Raw genomic sequence first — 17,002 nt, 5'->3', positions numbered from 1 at the left:
ACAGAATACAGTTACTGGAGTTTTTTTAGACTTTCCAAACATCCTCTAAGCTTTTAACTTTGCGACCATCTACAATTAAGCTAGTTCCTGCATTAGAAATACAAGTTAGCCAATTGTCGATACCATGATCTATCCCCAATGCTAACGTGTAGTCTAAATCGGGTTTTGATCCTTCTAGCTTGTAGATAAACTCAGCATAAAAACAACCGTTACGGGGCAATATCCGTAATTCTTTGATTTTTAGATAATCTAAATTACTGGGCATTGGTATTATAAATGAATCAATACCAAACCAAGTTTTTACTAGATTACCCAAGGGTATACGAATTTGACCGTTAATCAGTTTTAAGTGTTGTTTGGGGTAAGCGATGAGAGTTAAGCCACCTTTTTTTCTGTAGTTAGGTAATCTAGGTCTTTGCCCTAGCTTACCTTCAAAGTGAGATTTCTTGAGTTGTTTGAATGATTGAAATGATTCCCCTACTGTGGTTAATACTTGCTGTGCTGCTTGTGAATACAACGCCTGAAAGTGTTTATTTTGCTTGTATTCTTTGTGCAAGTCAAATTTAGTGATGATTTTACCAGTTTTTAGAAATACTTGTCTTGCCAAATATATGCCGCAATTAGTGAGTTTATTTGCCTCACTACAAATAAACTCAAGGATTGCAGCAAGTTCATTACTTGGCTTCATTAAAACTTGCTGGCAACCGTACATATTATGCAATTATCTCTAATTGTTACTACGCGCATATTTTCTGTATCTCAACTTTACAGCAATATCACAATTCTACAATATAGCAATGTATGATGCTACGGGCGGGTTAAAACCCCCACCTTCGCTTATATCCCCCACTTAAAAGACGTATGAGGTACAAAACCAATAAGTTTTGTACCTCATACTTGGGGGCTTTACGCATCACTCAGGTAAAATTTGATGTAGTAAAATACCATCTACAAAACCACCTAGTCCCAAACCTAAAAAAATTCCTGCCGTAATTAGTGGTAGACGGTTATGGGAAATTTGACTATTCGTTACCATTGTCAACCCCAGAGATATTTTCCCCCAGAATAGAATTTTGAGGCTCACAATAGCTTCTGTCATTAGGTAAATACTAGCTTTCAGTCTCAAGTAGATCACTGATGACTGACATATACAGGCATTATAGAAAATGGATATATTGATAAAAGAAAAATTTTCAAATGACCATTTACTTTTATAAAGTTTGGCAACCTTTTGGTTGTTTTTCTAACTTTTCTCCTCACGGTATTGAAATTCATGGTACTTACTGGCCAACAGTAGAGCATTACTATCAGGCACAAAAATTTGTTGGTAGTGTCGATGCAGTTATTATCCCCGTAATTCATGCAGCTAAAACTCCAGAAGAGGCGGCTGCTTTGGGAAGATGTACTAGCCGCAGACTACGCTCAGACTGGGATATAGTCAAAACCCAGGTGATGCGAGAAGCGGTATTCAAAAAGTTTCTCACCCATAGGGATATTCAGGAAACACTGCTGAGTACTGGAAATGAGGTTTTAGTAGAAAATTCACCCACCGATTACTTTTGGGGTTGTGGAGCAGATAAAACTGGCCAAAATCATCTCGGTAAAGTTCTGATGAGTGTGCGGGAAGACTTGTCTAGGCTACACCTATTATCAGCATCGTCCGGTGATTCCTGGGAGGAACAACTTTCAAATTAAAAATTCCCTAGTGGTGTGTCAAGTCTTAAATGTTACAAAATCAATAAGAGATTTAATTAAGTATCACAATGGTTGGTTGGTGCGTGACGCTACCAATGTCATGACTAAGTTGCAATACTTTGGCTGCGTCACACACCCTACATACACCAGATTCGATGTTTATGAGGTACAGCAACTGATTGAAAAAATTAATGAGTAATCACTAAAAAATTTACTTATTACTCACTACTTATTACTCATTACTTAATACTCATGGTGTACCTCACTTACTTCAAAAGTGCTGTAAAAAATATGCCAGATGCGGCAGTTATTTTTCTAGAAAATTTGTCACTTTAAAATTGGATGTTCCTTCCCAACAATGATTTAAACAAGCATGGATTTGAGCATCCGCAGTATCAGCCGAATCAGAAGCGTTTAACTGCACTGCGGTGACAATATACTCAAAAATAATTACAAACTGTTTTTGAGTTGAAATTCTTTCAACTACAATTGTTTCACCAACTTTGGGAATTTGTGGTAAGTTCACCACAAATCTTTCAATTTTTGGTTTATCAAGTGGATTCTTAAAATTGAAGTATTTACAGTAAACAATAATTTTCACGCAAAGAAACACCAAAAACAATCAAAATGAAATCTTTGTAGTGTTCACTACGGAGGATAGGACTAAAGTCCTTACTACAAACAATCGCATATTTTGACATTATTTAATATAGTTTTATTAATAATTTTTAATTTTACTTAATATTTTCGTCCTCTGTTGATTATTTACCACGCCATAAACTTTGTAACCTGTGAAAAATCTTGACTACTCTTTCTTCTAGCCATACCATAGCACGATCAAGCAATTCTAATACTTGTTCGAGTAGATGCTTTTCGTAGCCGACTGGAGTAGCTTGAGTGTCTATCCAGTCTGGTTTATCTTCTGACTGGTGAAGTTGCTGGGGTGAAATTTCTCTAATTTTACTATCCTTTGTGAAGGGAGAGATAGCAGTTTTAATTGCTTGTTTAGTCGTGATTTTTCCCGATGTTTTATGAAAGCGGGTAAGGTGTTGTGATTGTTTTTTGCGTGGTACTAAAAAAGAATTACCTTTTGATGGTGGTATCCCCATTTTTTGTTGCCAAGATAAGCCTGTGGATGGGTTAGGAACAATACCTGGATTGATTTTTAATAGTGGTTGAGTAGTTTCGCCAGGAAGTGTTGGAGTTTCACCATACAAATCATTCCAATTGAGCCAGGGTTCGTCACTGCTTTGAGATAATGCTTTATCCTTAGCACCTCGCGCGTTTAAATTTTTACTTTTACCGATACCAAAAAAGTAATTGATAGCTGCTTCTATTAAAGCAGAGATGTTTAGTTTTTCAGATGCTAAATCATCAGCAGTGACAGCTATGTCTCCTCTATTAACTAGCTGTTCTTTACCGTAAACAAAAATATTGATGTGAGTTTGGGTAACTCGCATAATTTCTTGGCTCGGTACAATAGCTTTTGTTTCTAATTGTGCAAATGCTGTGTCTAGAGAGGTAATAATTTTAGGTATGCTGTCAGTTAATAAAGGTAGATTAACTGTATGTTTACCTGTTAATTTAGTTAATATACGCTGAAATTTGGTTAATATTTGTGGTTTTGACTCGGTTTGAGGTAACTGCAATTCATGCTGATGATCAGCAAGTTCATTAGTAATAATTTGAGATATTTTTGCTTGTTGTTCTGGGGTGAAAATATCCAATGTTTCATTTTCAAGGTTGACAAGCACTAACTGGCGATTGAGCAAACTTGTGGCAATTCCTCGCACTCCTGAAAGTTGATGTTTAAAAACATCATTTTGGCTGGTAGGTGTGATACTTTGTGCAGTTTTGTGGGGAATAGTTAAGGGTTGAGAAAAATGGGAGTTATTTGTGGGATGATCAAAAAATTTCGACCAAAACAACTGCACAGGTTGCCATAATTTGGAGATGTTTCTAGAAATAACTGTAGTTTCTGCATGGGGTAGATGCTCAACAGCCTCTAGTATATTCTGAATGGCTGTATCAGCAGAGGGAGGATTTTGTGGGGAAAAATCTTGATAATTTGGTGATAAATTGGGCTGAGAAGATGGTGCTTTAGATGAAAGTTTTTTTACAGTTGTATCGGCTGATTGCAAAAATAAATATACGGGATACAGAATTAATTCTACACCCCACTTAGTAGCAACTTGCAAATGTCGGAAGGTACTTTCCCACTGCGTTGTCAACCGCCGAGATTGCTGGTGGACAAGGTTAAAAAGTCTACTTTGATAACGACCAGAAGACATGATAGTAAATGAATAAAGTTGAGCCTGATTGATTGGTGAGACTCCTAGAAATAAGGCAAAAGTGAGAATAAAGAAGGCTGGTTTTATGAGCTTTTCTTTATCTGAGACGATCGCTAGATTTACGGCAAACTGTACTAATAATTATTGTAATTTATCTAATTTTAACCAAAATATGACTACTCCCCTATCTCATCCCCAGAAAAAATTAATCTCAGATGCGATCGCTAAATTGCGGGCATACTGTCAAGTTAACACTCAGTCTACTTGGTTATACCAAGATTCTGATCCAAATATTACTAATTTTTGTCCAACTGATTTGTCTAACTGGCTACCTGTTGAGTTAAACCCCAAAGGTAACATTGCTTGGACAGGGGGACAGAAAGTATTATGGCTAGCTCAGAAATTCCTAGTTCCCCAAGATTTACAGGGGTATCCTATCACGGGTTTATCGTTGCGGTTGTCGTTGTTGTGGTGGGCAGACTCAGCCAAAATTTATGTAAATGGGGAATTAGTCTTAGCAGGAGATTTATTTGATTGTGCGCCGAGAATTTTGCTCAGTCCAGGGGTAACACCAGGGGAAGAATTTACTGTGGCTGTGCGGTTAGTCAGTCCAGGACATTGTGATGGGGCATTGGTGCGATCGCTCCTCATCTATGAGTCTACAGACTATAATCATCCTGACCCCGGTTTTGTTGCCGATGAATTGGCAATATTAGAACTATATCTAGAAAAATCCGCTCCAGAAAAACTAGATACCCTAGCATCTATTATCAATCAATTCTCCAGCCACACTCCAGAAACTCTGATTACCCTACGTCAACAACTCATAAATCATCTGGATACATCCCTATTCATTGATAAAATCTACCTATTAGGACACGCCCATCTAGATTTAGCATGGCTATGGCCTGTCAGTGAAACTTGGAATGCTGCCCAAAACACCTTTGAGTCCGTCCTGAAACTACAGCAAGATTTCCCCGAATTAATTTTCTCTCATTCCACCCCAGCCATGTATGCTTGGGTTGAAGAACATCGCCCAGATTTATTTAAAATTATTCAGCAAAAAGTAGCTGATGGCCTGTGGGAAATTGTCGGGGGGTTTTGGGTAGAACCAGATTTAAACTTACTAGCTGGGGAATCTTTAGTACGTCAGTTATTGTATGGTCAACGCTACACTCAAGAGAAATTCGGCAACCTGACAACTGTAGTATGGACTCCTGACACCTTTGGTTTTTGTGCCACCTTACCCCAGTTTTTACAGCAAGCTGGCATTAAATACTTTGTCACCCAAAAACTACGGTGGAACGATACCAATAAATTTGATTATGGGGCTTTTTGGTGGCGATCGCCAGACGGTAGCCAAATATTTAGTTATATGTCTGCACCCATTGGCGAAGGTATCGACCCCGTAAAAATGGCAGCCTACTCTCTAGAATGGCAAGCCCAAACTCATTTAACCACATCCCTTTGGCTACCTGGTGTGGGCGACCACGGCGGCGGCCCCACCCGTGATATGTTAGAAACCGCCCAACGCTGGCAAACTTCCCCCTTCTTCCCAGATTTACAATTCATCACCGCCAAGGATTATCTTGAGGAAATTGTAGCAGGGGGGGCAGGGAGCAGGGAGCAGGGGGCAGGGGGCAGGGTAGACAAGGGGGACAAGGTAGACAAGGTAGACAAGGAAGCACAGGAGGTTCTACCCCAATACCCTATGCCTAATTCCCCATGCCCAATTCCCAATGCCCAATTCCCAATTTGGAATGACGAACTATATTTAGAATTTCATCGCGGTTGTTACACTACCCACGCTGACCAAAAACGGTGGAATAGGAGTAGTGAGAATTTACTCTATCAAGCGGAACTCTTTGCTAGTTTCGCTAAAATTCTCTGTGGGGTGGAATATCCCAAGCTTGCAATTGAAAATGCTTGGAAAACAGTATTATTTCATCAATTTCACGATATTTTACCGGGTTCTTCTATTACCCAAGTTTATGAAGATGCCTTACCCCAGTGGGAACAAGTGCAACAGGTAGGAACGAAGATATTAGAGGATTCATTAAAGGCGATCGCATCCCACTTTACCCTACCAAAGCCACCACATCCCGATAGTTTACCAATTTTTGTTTTTAATGCTCTCAACTGGCAACGCTCTGAGGTAGTCTCTATCTCCTTACCTACAACCAATCAACAATACCAAATTTACGACACCACAGGAGAAGAACTCATCTCCCAATTATCTGAGTCTTCAACCCTACTCTTTCTTGCTGCCGATATTCCCCCCGTAGGCTATCGGCTATTTTGGCTTTCCCCTACAACTTCCACATCTCCCCCATTACCCACACCACCAGAATTTATTTTAGAAAATCAATACCTGCGAGTGATTATAGATCCCGATACCGGCGATTTATCGAGTGTCTTTGACAAAATCCATCAACGAGAAATACTAAACGGTGCAGGTAATCAATTACAAGGCTTTAAAGACAGTGGGCAATATTGGGATGCTTGGAATATAGACCCCAATTACAGCCAGCATCCTCTCCCTGCAACTAACCTCAAGTCTATTACTTGGATAGAACAAGGACTAGTTCAAAGTCGTGTGCGTGTAGTGCGGCAGTTAGGAGAATCAGAATTTTCTCAAGATTATATTTTATCAGCCGAGTCACCCCTATTAAAAATTACCTCTAGAGTCAATTGGCAAGAAAATCAAGTTTTAGTCAAAACCGCTTTCCCTCTAGCTGTTACATCTGACTTTGCTACCTACGAAATCCCCTGCGGTGCAATTCGCCGCCCCACCCAACCCGAAACCCCCCAAGATAAAGCCAAATGGGAAGTTCCCGCCTTACGTTGGGCTAATTTGACATCTACAAATCATCAGGATATTTACGGTGTAAGCTTACTAAATGATTGTAAATATGGATACGATGCTCAACCCCAACAACTACGCCTCACCCTCTTACGCAGTCCCCAATGGCCAGATCCTACAGCCGACAGAGGCTTACATGAATTTACTTATGCCTTGTATCCTCATGCGGGTAGCTGGGAAACTGCCCAGACAGTAAGACGTGGTTATGAATTAAACATCCCCCTACAGATTATTTTTCATCCCATTCACACCCCAATGCCCAATACCCAATCCCCACTGCCTCAGCACGACAAGGTAAGTTTCTTAGATTTATCAGCCGAAAATCTAGTTTTGATGGCTGTAAAACCATCTGAAGACGAACCAGATAAATTCATTCTCCGGTGTTACGAGTCTCAGGGAACAACAGCAGAATTATCTTTACAGAGTGACTTAGATTTAACCCTAGGTGAACCAGTAGACTTATTAGAACGTGCCACTAACGAACTCTCATCTCAGCAACAAAAATCCATAATCTCACCCTGGAAAATAGCCAGTTATCAATTAATAACAATTGACACTTGACAAATTTAACTCCTTGTCCCGCTTGTCCCCCTTCCCTTGTCTCCCTTGTCTCCCTTGTCTCCCCTGCCCCCTGCCCCCTGCCCCTTCCCAGTCCTAATCCTCATGATCCTCAAAAGGATCTGCCAATTCCTTGCTGGGAGGGCCAAAAGAGGTATAAACTCCATACCCAGTAATGCCAACAATGATCACAGCCACAGAAATGATAAGAACTATTGCGGGTTCCATAAGTGATTTATAGATTATGAGTGTTATTCTTATAGAATATTACAGAAGATTAAAAAAAGCTTTGGCAACTAATCTTAGGTGAATCTTAGGTGAACTATGGCACAACGGACTAGGTTGGGAGATATCCTGAGACCTTTAAATTCTGAGTATGGTAAAGTAGCTCCTGGCTGGGGAACAACTCCAGTAATGGCTATTTTTATGGGTCTATTCTTCGTTTTCTTGCTGATTATCCTGCAACTTTACAATAAGTCAATTCTGATTCAGGATGTCATCGTTGGCTGGTAGATACTAATACACAGCAACTAAGCTGACATAATTAGCAAACCTCTACCCGGCTTGTCCGGGTTTTTTTGTGGCTTTGCCTCTGAAAAAGTTAGTCTTAATATGGTGAGGGAATTGACAATCAAAGCAGAGGATTTTTTACCCCAATGCCCTGTTTGCCGAATGCCCATTCAACCACTAGCAACTGCATACACATTTAAAGAGGAGACACCGCGTGAATATTTTTGGTATCGGTTTACCGGAAATGGCTCTCATTATGGTTGTGGCACTGTTAATTTTTGGCCCCAAAAAGTTGCCAGAAATTGGACGGAGTTTAGGTAAAGCAATTCGCGGTTTTCAAGAAGCCTCTAATGAGTTTCAAAGTGAGTTCAAGCGGGAAGCTGAACAATTGGAACAGGCTGTAAAAACTACTGCGGAACTTGAGCCAAAGAAAATTGAAGGAACTAAATCAGAGCAGGATAGTACTGGTTCTACTCCCGTCACGTAATACCAATTCAAAATTCAAAATAGCCTAATGTAAAAAAAATTGCATTTAGTTCGTAGTAAGGACTTTAGTCCTCTCATCAGGACTAAAGTCCTTACTACAAACCTTTAATTATTTACACCGTTCTACTTAAAACAAAATTAAAAGAGCCATACATCACAACTATTTGTGCATTTGGATTGGTGGATGAATTTTGAAGAATTGGGACAACTAACTGCTGGGAATTGATTGATAAAGAAGATGACAGAAACTGTTACGCCATCGGCTTTAGTGATTCCTCAACTGATTGTGGGGTTGGGGAATCCAGAGCCTAAATATGACCAAACGCGCCATAATATCGGCTTTGCGGCTGTTGATGCTCTAGCTCGTTCCTGGCAGATTTCCTTGGCAGAAAATCGTAAGTTTCAAGGAGAATATGGTGAAGGGACTGCACCTGGAGGTGTGAAGATTCGCTTATTAAAGCCCTTAACTTATATGAATCGCTCAGGACAGTCTATCCAAGCGGTAACAAGCTGGTACAAGTTAGCACCAGAGTCTGTGCTAGTGATTTACGATGATTTAGACTTGCCTTTGGGTAAAACCCGCCTGCGGTTGTCTGGTTCGGCTGGTGGACATAATGGGATGAAAAGTGCGATCGCTCATCTTAACACGCAAAATTTCCCCCGCTTGCGTATCGGTATCAGTAAACCCAAAAATTCCGCTAGTAACGATAACTCAGATACTGTTTCCTATGTCTTAGGAAAATTTACCCCAGCCGAAAGCAAGCTTATGTCTGCTGTACTCCAGTTCGTAGGTGAATGTGTAGAACTCAGCCTTAAACAAGGAGTAGAAAAAGCTATGAATCGTTGTAATAGTCAAACTATTGAGCTTTCTAAGTAAAATTTAATCTTAAACCGTGTACCAAGGTACTCTTATCGCATCTCTAATTCTGATATCTTCCTGTTAACAACACAAACGTTGTCAGGTAAATTAATGAGTCGAATCAATGGATTTATCGGTCGTCGTAATTTCTTGTTGTTAGCAGGTGGTAGCGGTTTAGCTGTGGCAGCTACTACTATAGGTGGTAGTCTGATTAAAAACACACAAGAAACTACCATTGCTGATATTAATCCAGCTACACCGAATGTAGTTAATCCGCAACAGGCACTAAAACGGCTGCTGGATGGTAATCAAAGGTTTGTAGAACGTCGCCCCCAATATCCTAATCAATCACGAAACCGTCTACGAGCAGTTACCCAAGGTCAGTATCCTTTTGCGACTATATTGGGGTGTGCAGATTCTAGAGTACCAACGGAAATTATTTTTGATCAAGGACTTGGGGATTTATTTGTGGTGCGAGTCGCTGGTAATGTCGCCAGTGACATGGCTATTGGCAGTATAGAATATGCTACATCTGTGTTGGGTTCACAGTTAATTGTAGTATTGGGGCATAAAAAATGCGGTGCTGTTGCCGCCGCCATCAAAAATCAACCGCTTCCCGGTAGAATTGGCTATGTGGTTGAAGGCATCAAACCAGCCTTAGCCAATTTAAAAAGAACATCTCAAGATATTGAAGAAGCTGGAGTTATTGCCAATATTCAATACCAAGCTGCCAAGTTACTCAAAAGGTCAACGATATTAGCAAAGTTAGTACGTCAGGGTAAGGTAAAAATCGTTGGCGCAGCTTACGATATTGATACAGGCAAGGTTTCTATTTTGAATTAGGGTTTGCTCAAACAGTTCCTTGGTAGGGGGTAGGGTTGGGGAAATTGGGTTGCTTTTCAGTCCAGGTTTTGGCTGCAAATAATCACTAAGGACTTTAACGCCCACAAAATTATCCACCCCTAATACCAATTCAAAATTCAAAATTCAAAATTCAAAATTAAGAAAGTGAGACTCAGCTTACCTTTTAGCGTTTGCATCTGTATCAAGTTTTTTGTGAATTGGTATAAACTAGGGTGTTGACTTTGATGAGATTTACCTATTCTTTATTCATACAGTTTTGGTGTCATCATCGGTGAACCAAATTCAATAAGTAATAAGTAATAAGTAATGGCTATTTACTCATTACTCATTACTTATTACTCATTACTTAAAGAAGAAAAGGATTGTGCATGAATTTTTCACCCCTGAAAAGGTACAGAGTCAACAGCCTACCCCTAAACCCCTACACCCCTACACCCCATTTGTTTCAGACACAGTAGTTGCACCAACTGCCATTACTTGCGACCATTCACTGAAACGGTTACTATCTAAAACAGCACGCACTCGATAACCAAGCTGAATTTTGTGCATTAACAAGATTAAATCACGGTTGAGTAATCCTTGTGATTTTTGGTTTTCATTAGATGCAGCTTGGATACGAAAACAGCGATCGCTTTGACGTTGCAACTTGGGAGATTTCCCTTCCGCAAGCACCTTTTGTAGTTCGTATGCTTTTGCTTCGGGATATAGTTCCCAACAAAGTTGCCAGTAAGTTGACCAGCGAATCATCTCTGATGGTAATTCCTCGACCTCATCCGACAATGTAGAGACAAGTCCCATCACTGGCGGTTGTACCATTTCAGGCTGATTGGAGGTGATTTCAGCAGCTAAACTTGAACCGCTATCAACACTTAATATCAGTCCGAATATCAAAGTGAACAACACAATCAATCGTAGGCATTGTAATTGCACTAGCGACAATATTTTCCGATTCATCTTAATTGCTTACCACTCCACAGGTAAAATCAGGCTACCGTTATCGGCATAGATGACTCTAGAACGGACATGGGTTCTGGGAGGTAATGTCGAATTGAAGACTGCGCTTCTTTGCCCAATTGCTGATCTTTCGCCAATGCTGGCGCGGAAAATAACAGAGTTCGGTGCTAGACCTACAGCATCACCGATGCTGGTTTCAGGGCCATTAGCAACACCATTGACAACCTGTCTACCGCCATGAATCAGAGCGCGAGGCCCATAACCAACTCCATTACCAAGAGTCAAACTACTTGTTTCTAAAGCGTGAAAGACAACATCATTGGCCATTCCAGCAATGTGTCCAACATTAAAAGGTTCACCTTCATCAGCACGTAACGAAATTCTATTAGCTAGTTTGTTGTTAAGCGTTGCTAAAGAATCTTGGAAAGTAATATTACCGATGATGCGGTTACGATAGTTAGGATCACGAGTGGCAATTCCACCTACCTCTGGCAGACCCCCGGAGTTAAAAGCAGTGACAGGAGCATAATTAATTCCTGTTATGTTGGTCAAGTCTGCTCTAGCTAAGTCTGTATATCCTTGGGCAAATGCTTCATTAACTTCTATGATGCCTTCCATTAATGCAATATCGGCTTGTGTTAAGTTTGCTACTTTCCCCAGGAGGCCGCTATTCGCTTCTAGATTAGTTGTGACGTTTTTACCAGGCAAGACAACTTTACCAGAGGGTAAGGTAACACCAGGGCCAACCCGCGCGAGAAAGTTGACTACTGTGTTTTTTTCTATAGTTGCGCCATCTATTTCACAGTTGAAAGCGAGAAATGTCTCTGGAACAGTGTTACTAAACTGAGTATTGGTAACTGGGTCACTAAAAGGCCCGGTTGAACCTTGAGTACCGATTTTGGCTGCACCTTTAACAACGGCCATGTGTGCCATGATGACACGCTCACCAATCTGCACTCCCGTTCCCGAAGCGATGATTTTCACTTGGTCTTGAGCATTAGAATCTGCGGCGATACTAATAGGTGCATGAGTAGCGTCTAACTGGGCAAATGGGGCGACATAGACTTTTTCGCCCAAGGTGATATTTGTGGGATTGGTGATGATTGCAGTTGGGTCAATGAAACTAGCTGTCGCAGCAGGTGCTGTACTTGGGCATATGGGTAGGTTTCCCAAAGTTGGATTACACGTTACTCCAACAGCTACTGCGGGTTGTATATATATCTGTGTGCTGATCGCAAATACTAGGATAATTGCACTTAAGGCACTAAAAATTGTGCGAGGTTTGAACATAGAAAGAAAAGTCCTCACGAGTTATGGAATATTTAGCTATGGGATAATCTGCGTTGATGAATGAAGAATTTATTGAGACAATGTCTGGCGACAAGACCCAAAGCGTTTACAGAGGCAATAAATTACCAAAAAACTACACTGCAAAAGCCTCTATTTAGACTCTTTTTCTGTTGAAATATGAGACAAAGAATTAACCGCCCCAAAAACCTGCCAAATTGAAGAAGATGTTGAGGACAAATGATAATAAAAATCCTAAAAGTGGCACTGAAATTGTCGTTGTTGCCCCAGCGACAGCATCATTGTAGACAGTCTCCCAAGCATCTGGCCCGGTAGTAGATTGTCCATAAACTTTTGTACTGATAGCCAGCGTGAAGCCTAAGACTGTTAACCCAGCCAGTATTGTGCGACGTTTTAACATTATTCCTTGATACCTAATAGTTTGCCAAGTTTATTTGATCGAGTAAATCGAAAATCTAAAACGAAAGTTTTAACCTTTCGCTTTCTCTAAGCTCATAACTCTCAAATTTCACTCGCTCAAAACTTAATTGCTACCAGCAGCAACTAACAGCTTATTGTATGAGTATTTGTTACTTTGTACCAGAGTTTTTTATATTAGTAAATTTTATATTTTTGATATAAAATTTAGCTAATTTATTATTGAAAATTTGATTTTTATCCTGGAGAATAGAAAAACAAAATTATCTATCTTCCGATAGATGTGTTAGCTTTTAGTCTAATGATTGGCTTTTATAAGTTAACTTGAATAATACAAATTAGCTATTGATAAATTAAAGCTAATTTGATGAGAAACTTTTGATAAATTGACATACTCCCCCGAATTTAATTTGGGGGATTCTAGGCTCAAACCGCGATTTCAGACGTAGCCTGTCTGACATCACCTAACCCAATGGAGGATGCCCCGACCATGTAAAACCTGTTCCCACTGTGGAACAAAGAAGGAAAAAAAAGGAATCTATATCACTTCAAGAGGGTGTTTTCCAGTGTGAACACTTTGGATTTGAATGTTACCGAGATTTGAGTCACTGCGTTGCTTTGGTTGACAAAGTTGTCGCCAGTGGCGTGAAGATTGCGGTCAGTTCGACCGTGACAGCTTGTGGACTAGATAGTGCCGACACTTCTAAGGTGAAGCAAGAAGTATTTGTTAGCAAATGTTAGTAAATATAGAGTGATTAGTTGCAATGACATCAACCCACCTACAGCAGAAAGTTCAGACTCTTTGGACTGCCTTACTTTTACTTAGTGTTTTTTTTTGCATAGAACTAGGAATGGGAATTTGGAGTCATAGCTTATCGCTTTTAGCTGATGCTGAACACATTTTTTCCGATGTAGCAGCGTTAGGTTTAGCATTGGTTGCCGCTTGGTTATCTCAATGTATATCCCAGAAAACTATACTTGGACGCTATCGCTTAGAAGTCCTAGCAGCCTTGATTAATGGCATCAGTCTAGCGGCTGTTGCTGGCTGGATTATTAAAGAAGCATTAGAGCGGTTGCAATCTCCCAGCACAGAGATTCTTGGTGTACCAATGTTAACAACTGCCATGATTGGTTTAGCTGTTAACGTTTTTAACGCCAAATGCTTGCACAAATGTAGTCATCATGACCTGAATATGAGAGGAGCTTTACTACATTTGTTAGCAGATATAGCCAGTTCAGTGGGGGCAGTGTTAGCAGCGATCGCAGTGATTTGGTTAAATTGGACTTGGGCGGATGGTGTCATCAGTTTAATTGTAGCGGTATTAATAGCTACATTTGCAGCTTATTTAGTGATGCAGAGTGTACAGTGTTTGCGCGGTCAAATTACTGATGTGACTTGCATTTGTGATGTGAAAACTGAAGATTGTAGCGATCGCCAGCAAGCAGAAAAGCTATTATTTCCGACTTTAGAGGAGCTGGTGTGATGTTTTCATTACTGGGCGACTATGATATTTTATCTGATTCATCCTCCTATGCCGTAGACTGGTAAAACGTCGGCAAAAATAAAACAGCATGGGTGGCAGATTAATTGTATTTGAAGGGGTAGAAGGTTGTGGTAAAACTAGCCAAATGCAGCTTTGTGCAGAGTGGCTACAAAGTTTGGGCATTTCTGTAATTATCACCCGTGAACCAGGAGGAACGGAGTTAGGTGTACATTTGCGGCGTTTGTTACTAGAAAATAAACAGGATCAGCCTGTAGCTGAAGTGACAGAACTATTATTATATGCTGCCGATCGCGCTCAACACGTCGCCCAAGAATTAATCCCTAATTTAAGCGCAGGGAAATATGTTTTGTGCGATCGCTATGTTGACTCTACCATTGCTTACCAAGGTTATGGTCGCGGTTTGGACATGAATTTAATTCACCAGCTAAATCATATTGCTACTGGTGGGTTAACTAGTGATTTAACTATATGGCTAGATGTAGATGTGGAAGTAGGACTTGCCCGAAAGCGTGGGGATGGACTAGGATTAGACCGCATCGAACAAGAAACTATTGCCTTTCATCGTCGTGTACAGCAAGGCTATGGAGATTTAGCCGCTTCCTCACCTGCACACATTGTCAGAGTTGATGGTAGTTTGAGTAAAGCAACTGTACACAAAACGATTCAAGAAGTTTTACACGCGCATTTTCCAGAATTTTGACAGGGTGTATAGTCTAGCTCACAAGTGTAGGTTTTTTACCAAGCAGTGAGTAATGATTCTCAGACTAACGAAAGAATAATCGTTTTACTAACCCCTACACCCTTACACTAGGCTGTTGACTCTGTACCTTTTCAGGGGTAAAAAATTCATGCACAATCCTTTCCTTCTTTAAGTAATGAGTAATAAGTAATGAGTAATGACTAAATACCCATTACTTATTACTTCTTACTTATTACTCATTGAATTTGGTTCACCCATGATGACACCAAAACTGTATGAATAAAAAATGAGTAAATCTTATCAAAGTCAACACCCTACCCTTACACCCCTACACCCCAAAACCAAGGTTTCTGGTACACACCGTAAAAAACCTACACCTGATATTGTGAACATTGCCCACCCTACGCTGATTGAGAATGGTGCTTATAGTCTATGGACTTACCAACTAAGCCAAAGTATTTCGCAATTGTTGTTCTAAAGAAAGCAGATTTACTCCCAAATTTTGCAGAATCCTAATTGCTACTCCTTTTGTTGTTCCTCCTACCCCTTCACGGAGAACACCTAACAGCATATGTTCTGTATCAATATAGCTAACACCTAACTGTTGAGATTCTTCTACTGCTAGTTCTAATACTTTCTTTGCTCTGGGTGTAAAGGGAATATCTACAGGCGTTAATCCTTTACCCCTACCAATTATTTTTTCTTCCTCTATTTGCACATTTTCCCAACTCACTCCCACAGCAGTGAGAAATTGAGAAGCCAAACCACTATCTTCAGCAACTAATCCTACCAATAGTTGTTCTGTGCCAATATAGTTATGTCTCAAGCGTCTAGTTTCTATTTGAGCAATATTAATTGATGCGATCGCTTTTTGGGTAAATCTTTCATAACCCCTGAGATAAAATCTGTCGGACATCAACCCAAAAATTTTTGTCGCAATAGGCTCAAAAAAGCTTTTTAGCATAAATCCTTCCTGTGTAGGTGTATCGTTGGTTGATTTCCCCATGTAAAGAAATGACAGCAAATCTTCCATGATTTCAGCATTGGCTGAATACCAAAGGTATTGCTTGTCTTTGCGGCAATTAACTAAATCCTCAGCCCGCAGTTTTTCCAAATGATGCGATAGAGTCGAGTTCGGGATGTTTAGTTTTTCTTGAATCTCGCCTACAATCATCCCATCTGGATAAGCTGCAAACAGCAACCGCATAATTTTTAATCTTGGCTCTGCTCCTAATGCAGCGAAAATACCTGCATATTTAACTGTGTCTGTTATTTCCATAATTCTAGAATAACAGAATTTTTTGAGAATCACATATCTTTGTACCACTCGTGAGGGGTTAAATAAAAGAGTGTTTTGTCAATGAGCTAAAATACTCAAAGCCTTAGATATAAGAATGATAATCATGCAGTGGTGAGGGGGAGGAGGCGAGCGTCTCTCGCCTCCTCCCCCTCGTTTTAATTATCATGATCGTTAATCATGGGAGTTGACACTCACCGCACTTGTAGGGCGGTGATTCTTGGGCTGAATCTGGATACGTTGAGAAATCTTGCGGTTTCTTAGCGAAAGAATCCCTAATTATATTGCTTGCAATTAGTTGGTGGTGGGTTCAATGCTCCCCTAACTACTAGGCAATCCCTTGAGGAAGACTACTTGCTACCATTTCAGGTGAAACTCTCCCAAGCCTGGCTCACTAATTTAGTCAGCCATCGGCGTTGTTGTTTGTCTAATAGCGTATCATCAGCTAGCAGCTGTGCGGTTAATTCTTCTAAAGATTGCCCTTGAGAACGGACAATTTTAATGACTCCCGCGATCGCAGAGGCAACTAATTCTTCATCTACTGGCTGTTGTTTTAAAGCAAAGATTTCTTGAGGACTGTCTGGAATGGGATAATTCATGGCGTGGGTTTATTAAATTTACAAAATGGAAAAAAATTTGACAAATTATTAAAAATTCTTTACCGAATCTTTATTAAAACCGATAGGGCGGAGTTT

Annotated in this window: 19 protein-coding genes; 9 read left to right on the top strand and 10 right to left on the bottom strand. The window is 40.2% G+C overall.

What is annotated here, in order from left to right; translation table 11 throughout:
• Positions 1-25: 25 nt before the first annotated feature.
• Together ACPZ3T_RS23475 and ACPZ3T_RS23470 are read right to left on the bottom strand one after the other, a co-directional pair.
• Positions 26-688, bottom strand: coding sequence for an RNA-guided endonuclease InsQ/TnpB family protein (locus ACPZ3T_RS23475; RefSeq protein WP_490271856.1), 663 nt, complete (start codon positions 686-688; stop codon positions 26-28).
• Between the two features lie 225 nt (positions 689-913).
• Complete coding sequence (locus tag ACPZ3T_RS23470; RefSeq protein WP_490271855.1) at positions 914-1,036, bottom strand: DUF2243 domain-containing protein; 123 nt, start codon at positions 1,034-1,036, stop codon at positions 914-916.
• A 161-nt stretch (positions 1,037-1,197) separates the two neighbouring features.
• On the opposite strand from ACPZ3T_RS23470, the gene ybiA reads away from it, so the two are divergent.
• Positions 1,198-1,695 (top strand): riboflavin biosynthesis intermediates N-glycosidase, encoded by a 498-nt coding sequence (gene ybiA, locus ACPZ3T_RS23465; protein WP_490271854.1) that lies wholly within the window; start codon positions 1,198-1,200, stop codon positions 1,693-1,695.
• A 307-nt stretch (positions 1,696-2,002) separates the two neighbouring features.
• Here ybiA and ACPZ3T_RS23460 read toward each other — a convergent pair whose 3' ends face one another.
• Both ACPZ3T_RS23460 and ACPZ3T_RS23455 read right to left on the bottom strand, forming a co-directional pair.
• Entirely contained in the window at positions 2,003-2,224 is a 222-nt protein-coding gene (locus ACPZ3T_RS23460) for a hypothetical protein (RefSeq protein ID WP_490271853.1), read from the bottom strand.
• A gap of 232 nt (positions 2,225-2,456) precedes the next feature.
• Positions 2,457-3,986 carry a hypothetical protein gene (locus tag ACPZ3T_RS23455; RefSeq protein WP_490271852.1) on the bottom strand — a complete coding sequence of 510 codons (1,530 nt, stop codon included), beginning with the start codon at positions 3,984-3,986 and terminating at the stop codon, positions 2,457-2,459.
• Positions 3,987-4,158: 172 nt separating this feature from the next.
• Here ACPZ3T_RS23455 and ACPZ3T_RS23450 point away from each other — a divergent pair, with 172 nt between their 5' ends.
• Positions 4,159-7,410, top strand: coding sequence for an alpha-mannosidase (locus tag ACPZ3T_RS23450; RefSeq protein ID WP_490277343.1), 3,252 nt, complete (start codon positions 4,159-4,161; stop codon positions 7,408-7,410).
• Positions 7,411-7,503: 93 nt separating this feature from the next.
• Here ACPZ3T_RS23450 and psbN read toward each other — a convergent pair whose 3' ends face one another.
• Positions 7,504-7,635 carry a photosystem II reaction center protein PsbN gene (gene psbN, locus ACPZ3T_RS23445; RefSeq protein WP_490271851.1) on the bottom strand — a complete coding sequence of 44 codons (132 nt, stop codon included), beginning with the start codon at positions 7,633-7,635 and terminating at the stop codon, positions 7,504-7,506.
• Positions 7,636-7,731: 96 nt separating this feature from the next.
• Here psbN and psbH point away from each other — a divergent pair, with 96 nt between their 5' ends.
• The 4 genes from psbH to ACPZ3T_RS23425 all read left to right on the top strand — a co-directional run bounded on the left by psbH (position 7,732) and on the right by ACPZ3T_RS23425 (position 10,105).
• Positions 7,732-7,920 carry a photosystem II reaction center phosphoprotein PsbH gene (gene psbH, locus ACPZ3T_RS23440; protein WP_490271850.1) on the top strand — a complete coding sequence of 63 codons (189 nt, stop codon included), beginning with the start codon at positions 7,732-7,734 and terminating at the stop codon, positions 7,918-7,920.
• Positions 7,921-8,131: 211 nt separating this feature from the next.
• A complete protein-coding gene (locus ACPZ3T_RS23435; protein WP_490271849.1) occupies positions 8,132-8,404 on the top strand; it encodes a TatA/E family twin arginine-targeting protein translocase in 273 nt (90 codons plus the stop codon).
• A gap of 237 nt (positions 8,405-8,641) precedes the next feature.
• A complete protein-coding gene (gene pth / locus ACPZ3T_RS23430; protein ID WP_490271848.1) occupies positions 8,642-9,280 on the top strand; it encodes an aminoacyl-tRNA hydrolase in 639 nt (212 codons plus the stop codon).
• A 93-nt stretch (positions 9,281-9,373) separates the two neighbouring features.
• Positions 9,374-10,105: a carbonic anhydrase gene (locus ACPZ3T_RS23425; protein ID WP_490271847.1), complete on the top strand. Its 732-nt coding sequence runs from the start codon at positions 9,374-9,376 to the stop codon at positions 10,103-10,105.
• 450 nt (positions 10,106-10,555) lie between these two features.
• On the opposite strand, the gene ACPZ3T_RS23420 is transcribed toward ACPZ3T_RS23425, so the two are convergent.
• The 3 genes from ACPZ3T_RS23420 to ACPZ3T_RS23410 form a co-directional block, all read right to left on the bottom strand.
• Positions 10,556-11,080 (bottom strand): hypothetical protein, encoded by a 525-nt coding sequence (locus tag ACPZ3T_RS23420; RefSeq protein WP_490271846.1) that lies wholly within the window; start codon positions 11,078-11,080, stop codon positions 10,556-10,558.
• A 9-nt stretch (positions 11,081-11,089) separates the two neighbouring features.
• A complete protein-coding gene (locus ACPZ3T_RS23415; RefSeq protein ID WP_490271845.1) occupies positions 11,090-12,370 on the bottom strand; it encodes an acetyltransferase in 1,281 nt (426 codons plus the stop codon).
• Positions 12,371-12,560: 190 nt separating this feature from the next.
• Positions 12,561-12,788 carry a hypothetical protein gene (locus ACPZ3T_RS23410; protein WP_490271844.1) on the bottom strand — a complete coding sequence of 76 codons (228 nt, stop codon included), beginning with the start codon at positions 12,786-12,788 and terminating at the stop codon, positions 12,561-12,563.
• A gap of 781 nt (positions 12,789-13,569) precedes the next feature.
• Between ACPZ3T_RS23410 and ACPZ3T_RS23405 the strand changes: the two genes are divergently transcribed.
• From ACPZ3T_RS23405 to ACPZ3T_RS23395, 3 genes are all read left to right on the top strand, one after another.
• On the top strand, positions 13,570-14,289 hold the full coding sequence (locus tag ACPZ3T_RS23405) for a cation diffusion facilitator family transporter (protein ID WP_490271843.1): 720 nt from the start codon (positions 13,570-13,572) through the stop codon (positions 14,287-14,289).
• Between the two features lie 88 nt (positions 14,290-14,377).
• The gene (gene tmk, locus ACPZ3T_RS23400; RefSeq protein ID WP_490271842.1) at positions 14,378-15,010 is read left to right on the top strand and encodes a dTMP kinase; all 633 of its coding nucleotides are present in this window, start codon (positions 14,378-14,380) and stop codon (positions 15,008-15,010) included.
• A gap of 286 nt (positions 15,011-15,296) precedes the next feature.
• Positions 15,297-15,488: a hypothetical protein gene (locus ACPZ3T_RS23395; protein WP_490271841.1), complete on the top strand. Its 192-nt coding sequence runs from the start codon at positions 15,297-15,299 to the stop codon at positions 15,486-15,488.
• Here the strand turns inward: ACPZ3T_RS23395 and ACPZ3T_RS23390 are convergent.
• Both ACPZ3T_RS23390 and ACPZ3T_RS23385 read right to left on the bottom strand, forming a co-directional pair.
• Entirely contained in the window at positions 15,456-16,289 is an 834-nt protein-coding gene (locus tag ACPZ3T_RS23390) for an ArsR/SmtB family transcription factor (protein ID WP_490271840.1), read from the bottom strand. The genes ACPZ3T_RS23395 and ACPZ3T_RS23390 overlap by 33 nt on opposite strands.
• Before the next feature lie 383 nt (positions 16,290-16,672).
• Positions 16,673-16,906, bottom strand: coding sequence for a hypothetical protein (locus tag ACPZ3T_RS23385; protein WP_490271839.1), 234 nt, complete (start codon positions 16,904-16,906; stop codon positions 16,673-16,675).
• Positions 16,907-17,002 lie beyond the last annotated feature (96 nt).

The organism is Aliinostoc maniaoense (assembly GCF_058172895.1).
This window is presented reverse-complemented; position numbering and strand designations above follow the sequence as displayed.

Bases quoted from the DNA above. Each gene is read 5' to 3' on its own strand.
- ACPZ3T_RS23475 (WP_490271856.1), bottom strand. From the start codon at position 688: ATGAAGCCAAGTAATGAACTTGCTGCAATCCTTGAGTTTATTTGTAGT.
- ACPZ3T_RS23470 (WP_490271855.1), bottom strand. From the start codon at position 1,036: ATGGTAACGAATAGTCAAATTTCCCATAACCGTCTACCACTAATTACG.
- ybiA (WP_490271854.1), top strand. From the start codon at position 1,198: ATGACCATTTACTTTTATAAAGTTTGGCAACCTTTTGGTTGTTTTTCT.
- ACPZ3T_RS23455 (WP_490271852.1), bottom strand. From the start codon at position 3,986: ATGTCTTCTGGTCGTTATCAAAGTAGACTTTTTAACCTTGTCCACCAG.
- ACPZ3T_RS23450 (WP_490277343.1), top strand. From the start codon at position 4,159: ATGACTACTCCCCTATCTCATCCCCAGAAAAAATTAATCTCAGATGCG.
- psbN (WP_490271851.1), bottom strand. From the start codon at position 7,635: ATGGAACCCGCAATAGTTCTTATCATTTCTGTGGCTGTGATCATTGTT.
- psbH (WP_490271850.1), top strand. From the start codon at position 7,732: ATGGCACAACGGACTAGGTTGGGAGATATCCTGAGACCTTTAAATTCT.
- pth (WP_490271848.1), top strand. From the start codon at position 8,642: ATGACAGAAACTGTTACGCCATCGGCTTTAGTGATTCCTCAACTGATT.
- ACPZ3T_RS23425 (WP_490271847.1), top strand. From the start codon at position 9,374: ATGAGTCGAATCAATGGATTTATCGGTCGTCGTAATTTCTTGTTGTTA.
- ACPZ3T_RS23420 (WP_490271846.1), bottom strand. From the start codon at position 11,080: ATGAATCGGAAAATATTGTCGCTAGTGCAATTACAATGCCTACGATTG.
- ACPZ3T_RS23415 (WP_490271845.1), bottom strand. From the start codon at position 12,370: ATGTTCAAACCTCGCACAATTTTTAGTGCCTTAAGTGCAATTATCCTA.
- ACPZ3T_RS23410 (WP_490271844.1), bottom strand. From the start codon at position 12,788: ATGTTAAAACGTCGCACAATACTGGCTGGGTTAACAGTCTTAGGCTTC.
- ACPZ3T_RS23405 (WP_490271843.1), top strand. From the start codon at position 13,570: ATGACATCAACCCACCTACAGCAGAAAGTTCAGACTCTTTGGACTGCC.
- tmk (WP_490271842.1), top strand. From the start codon at position 14,378: ATGGGTGGCAGATTAATTGTATTTGAAGGGGTAGAAGGTTGTGGTAAA.
- ACPZ3T_RS23395 (WP_490271841.1), top strand. From the start codon at position 15,297: ATGAGTAAATCTTATCAAAGTCAACACCCTACCCTTACACCCCTACAC.
- ACPZ3T_RS23390 (WP_490271840.1), bottom strand. From the start codon at position 16,289: ATGGAAATAACAGACACAGTTAAATATGCAGGTATTTTCGCTGCATTA.
- ACPZ3T_RS23385 (WP_490271839.1), bottom strand. From the start codon at position 16,906: ATGAATTATCCCATTCCAGACAGTCCTCAAGAAATCTTTGCTTTAAAA.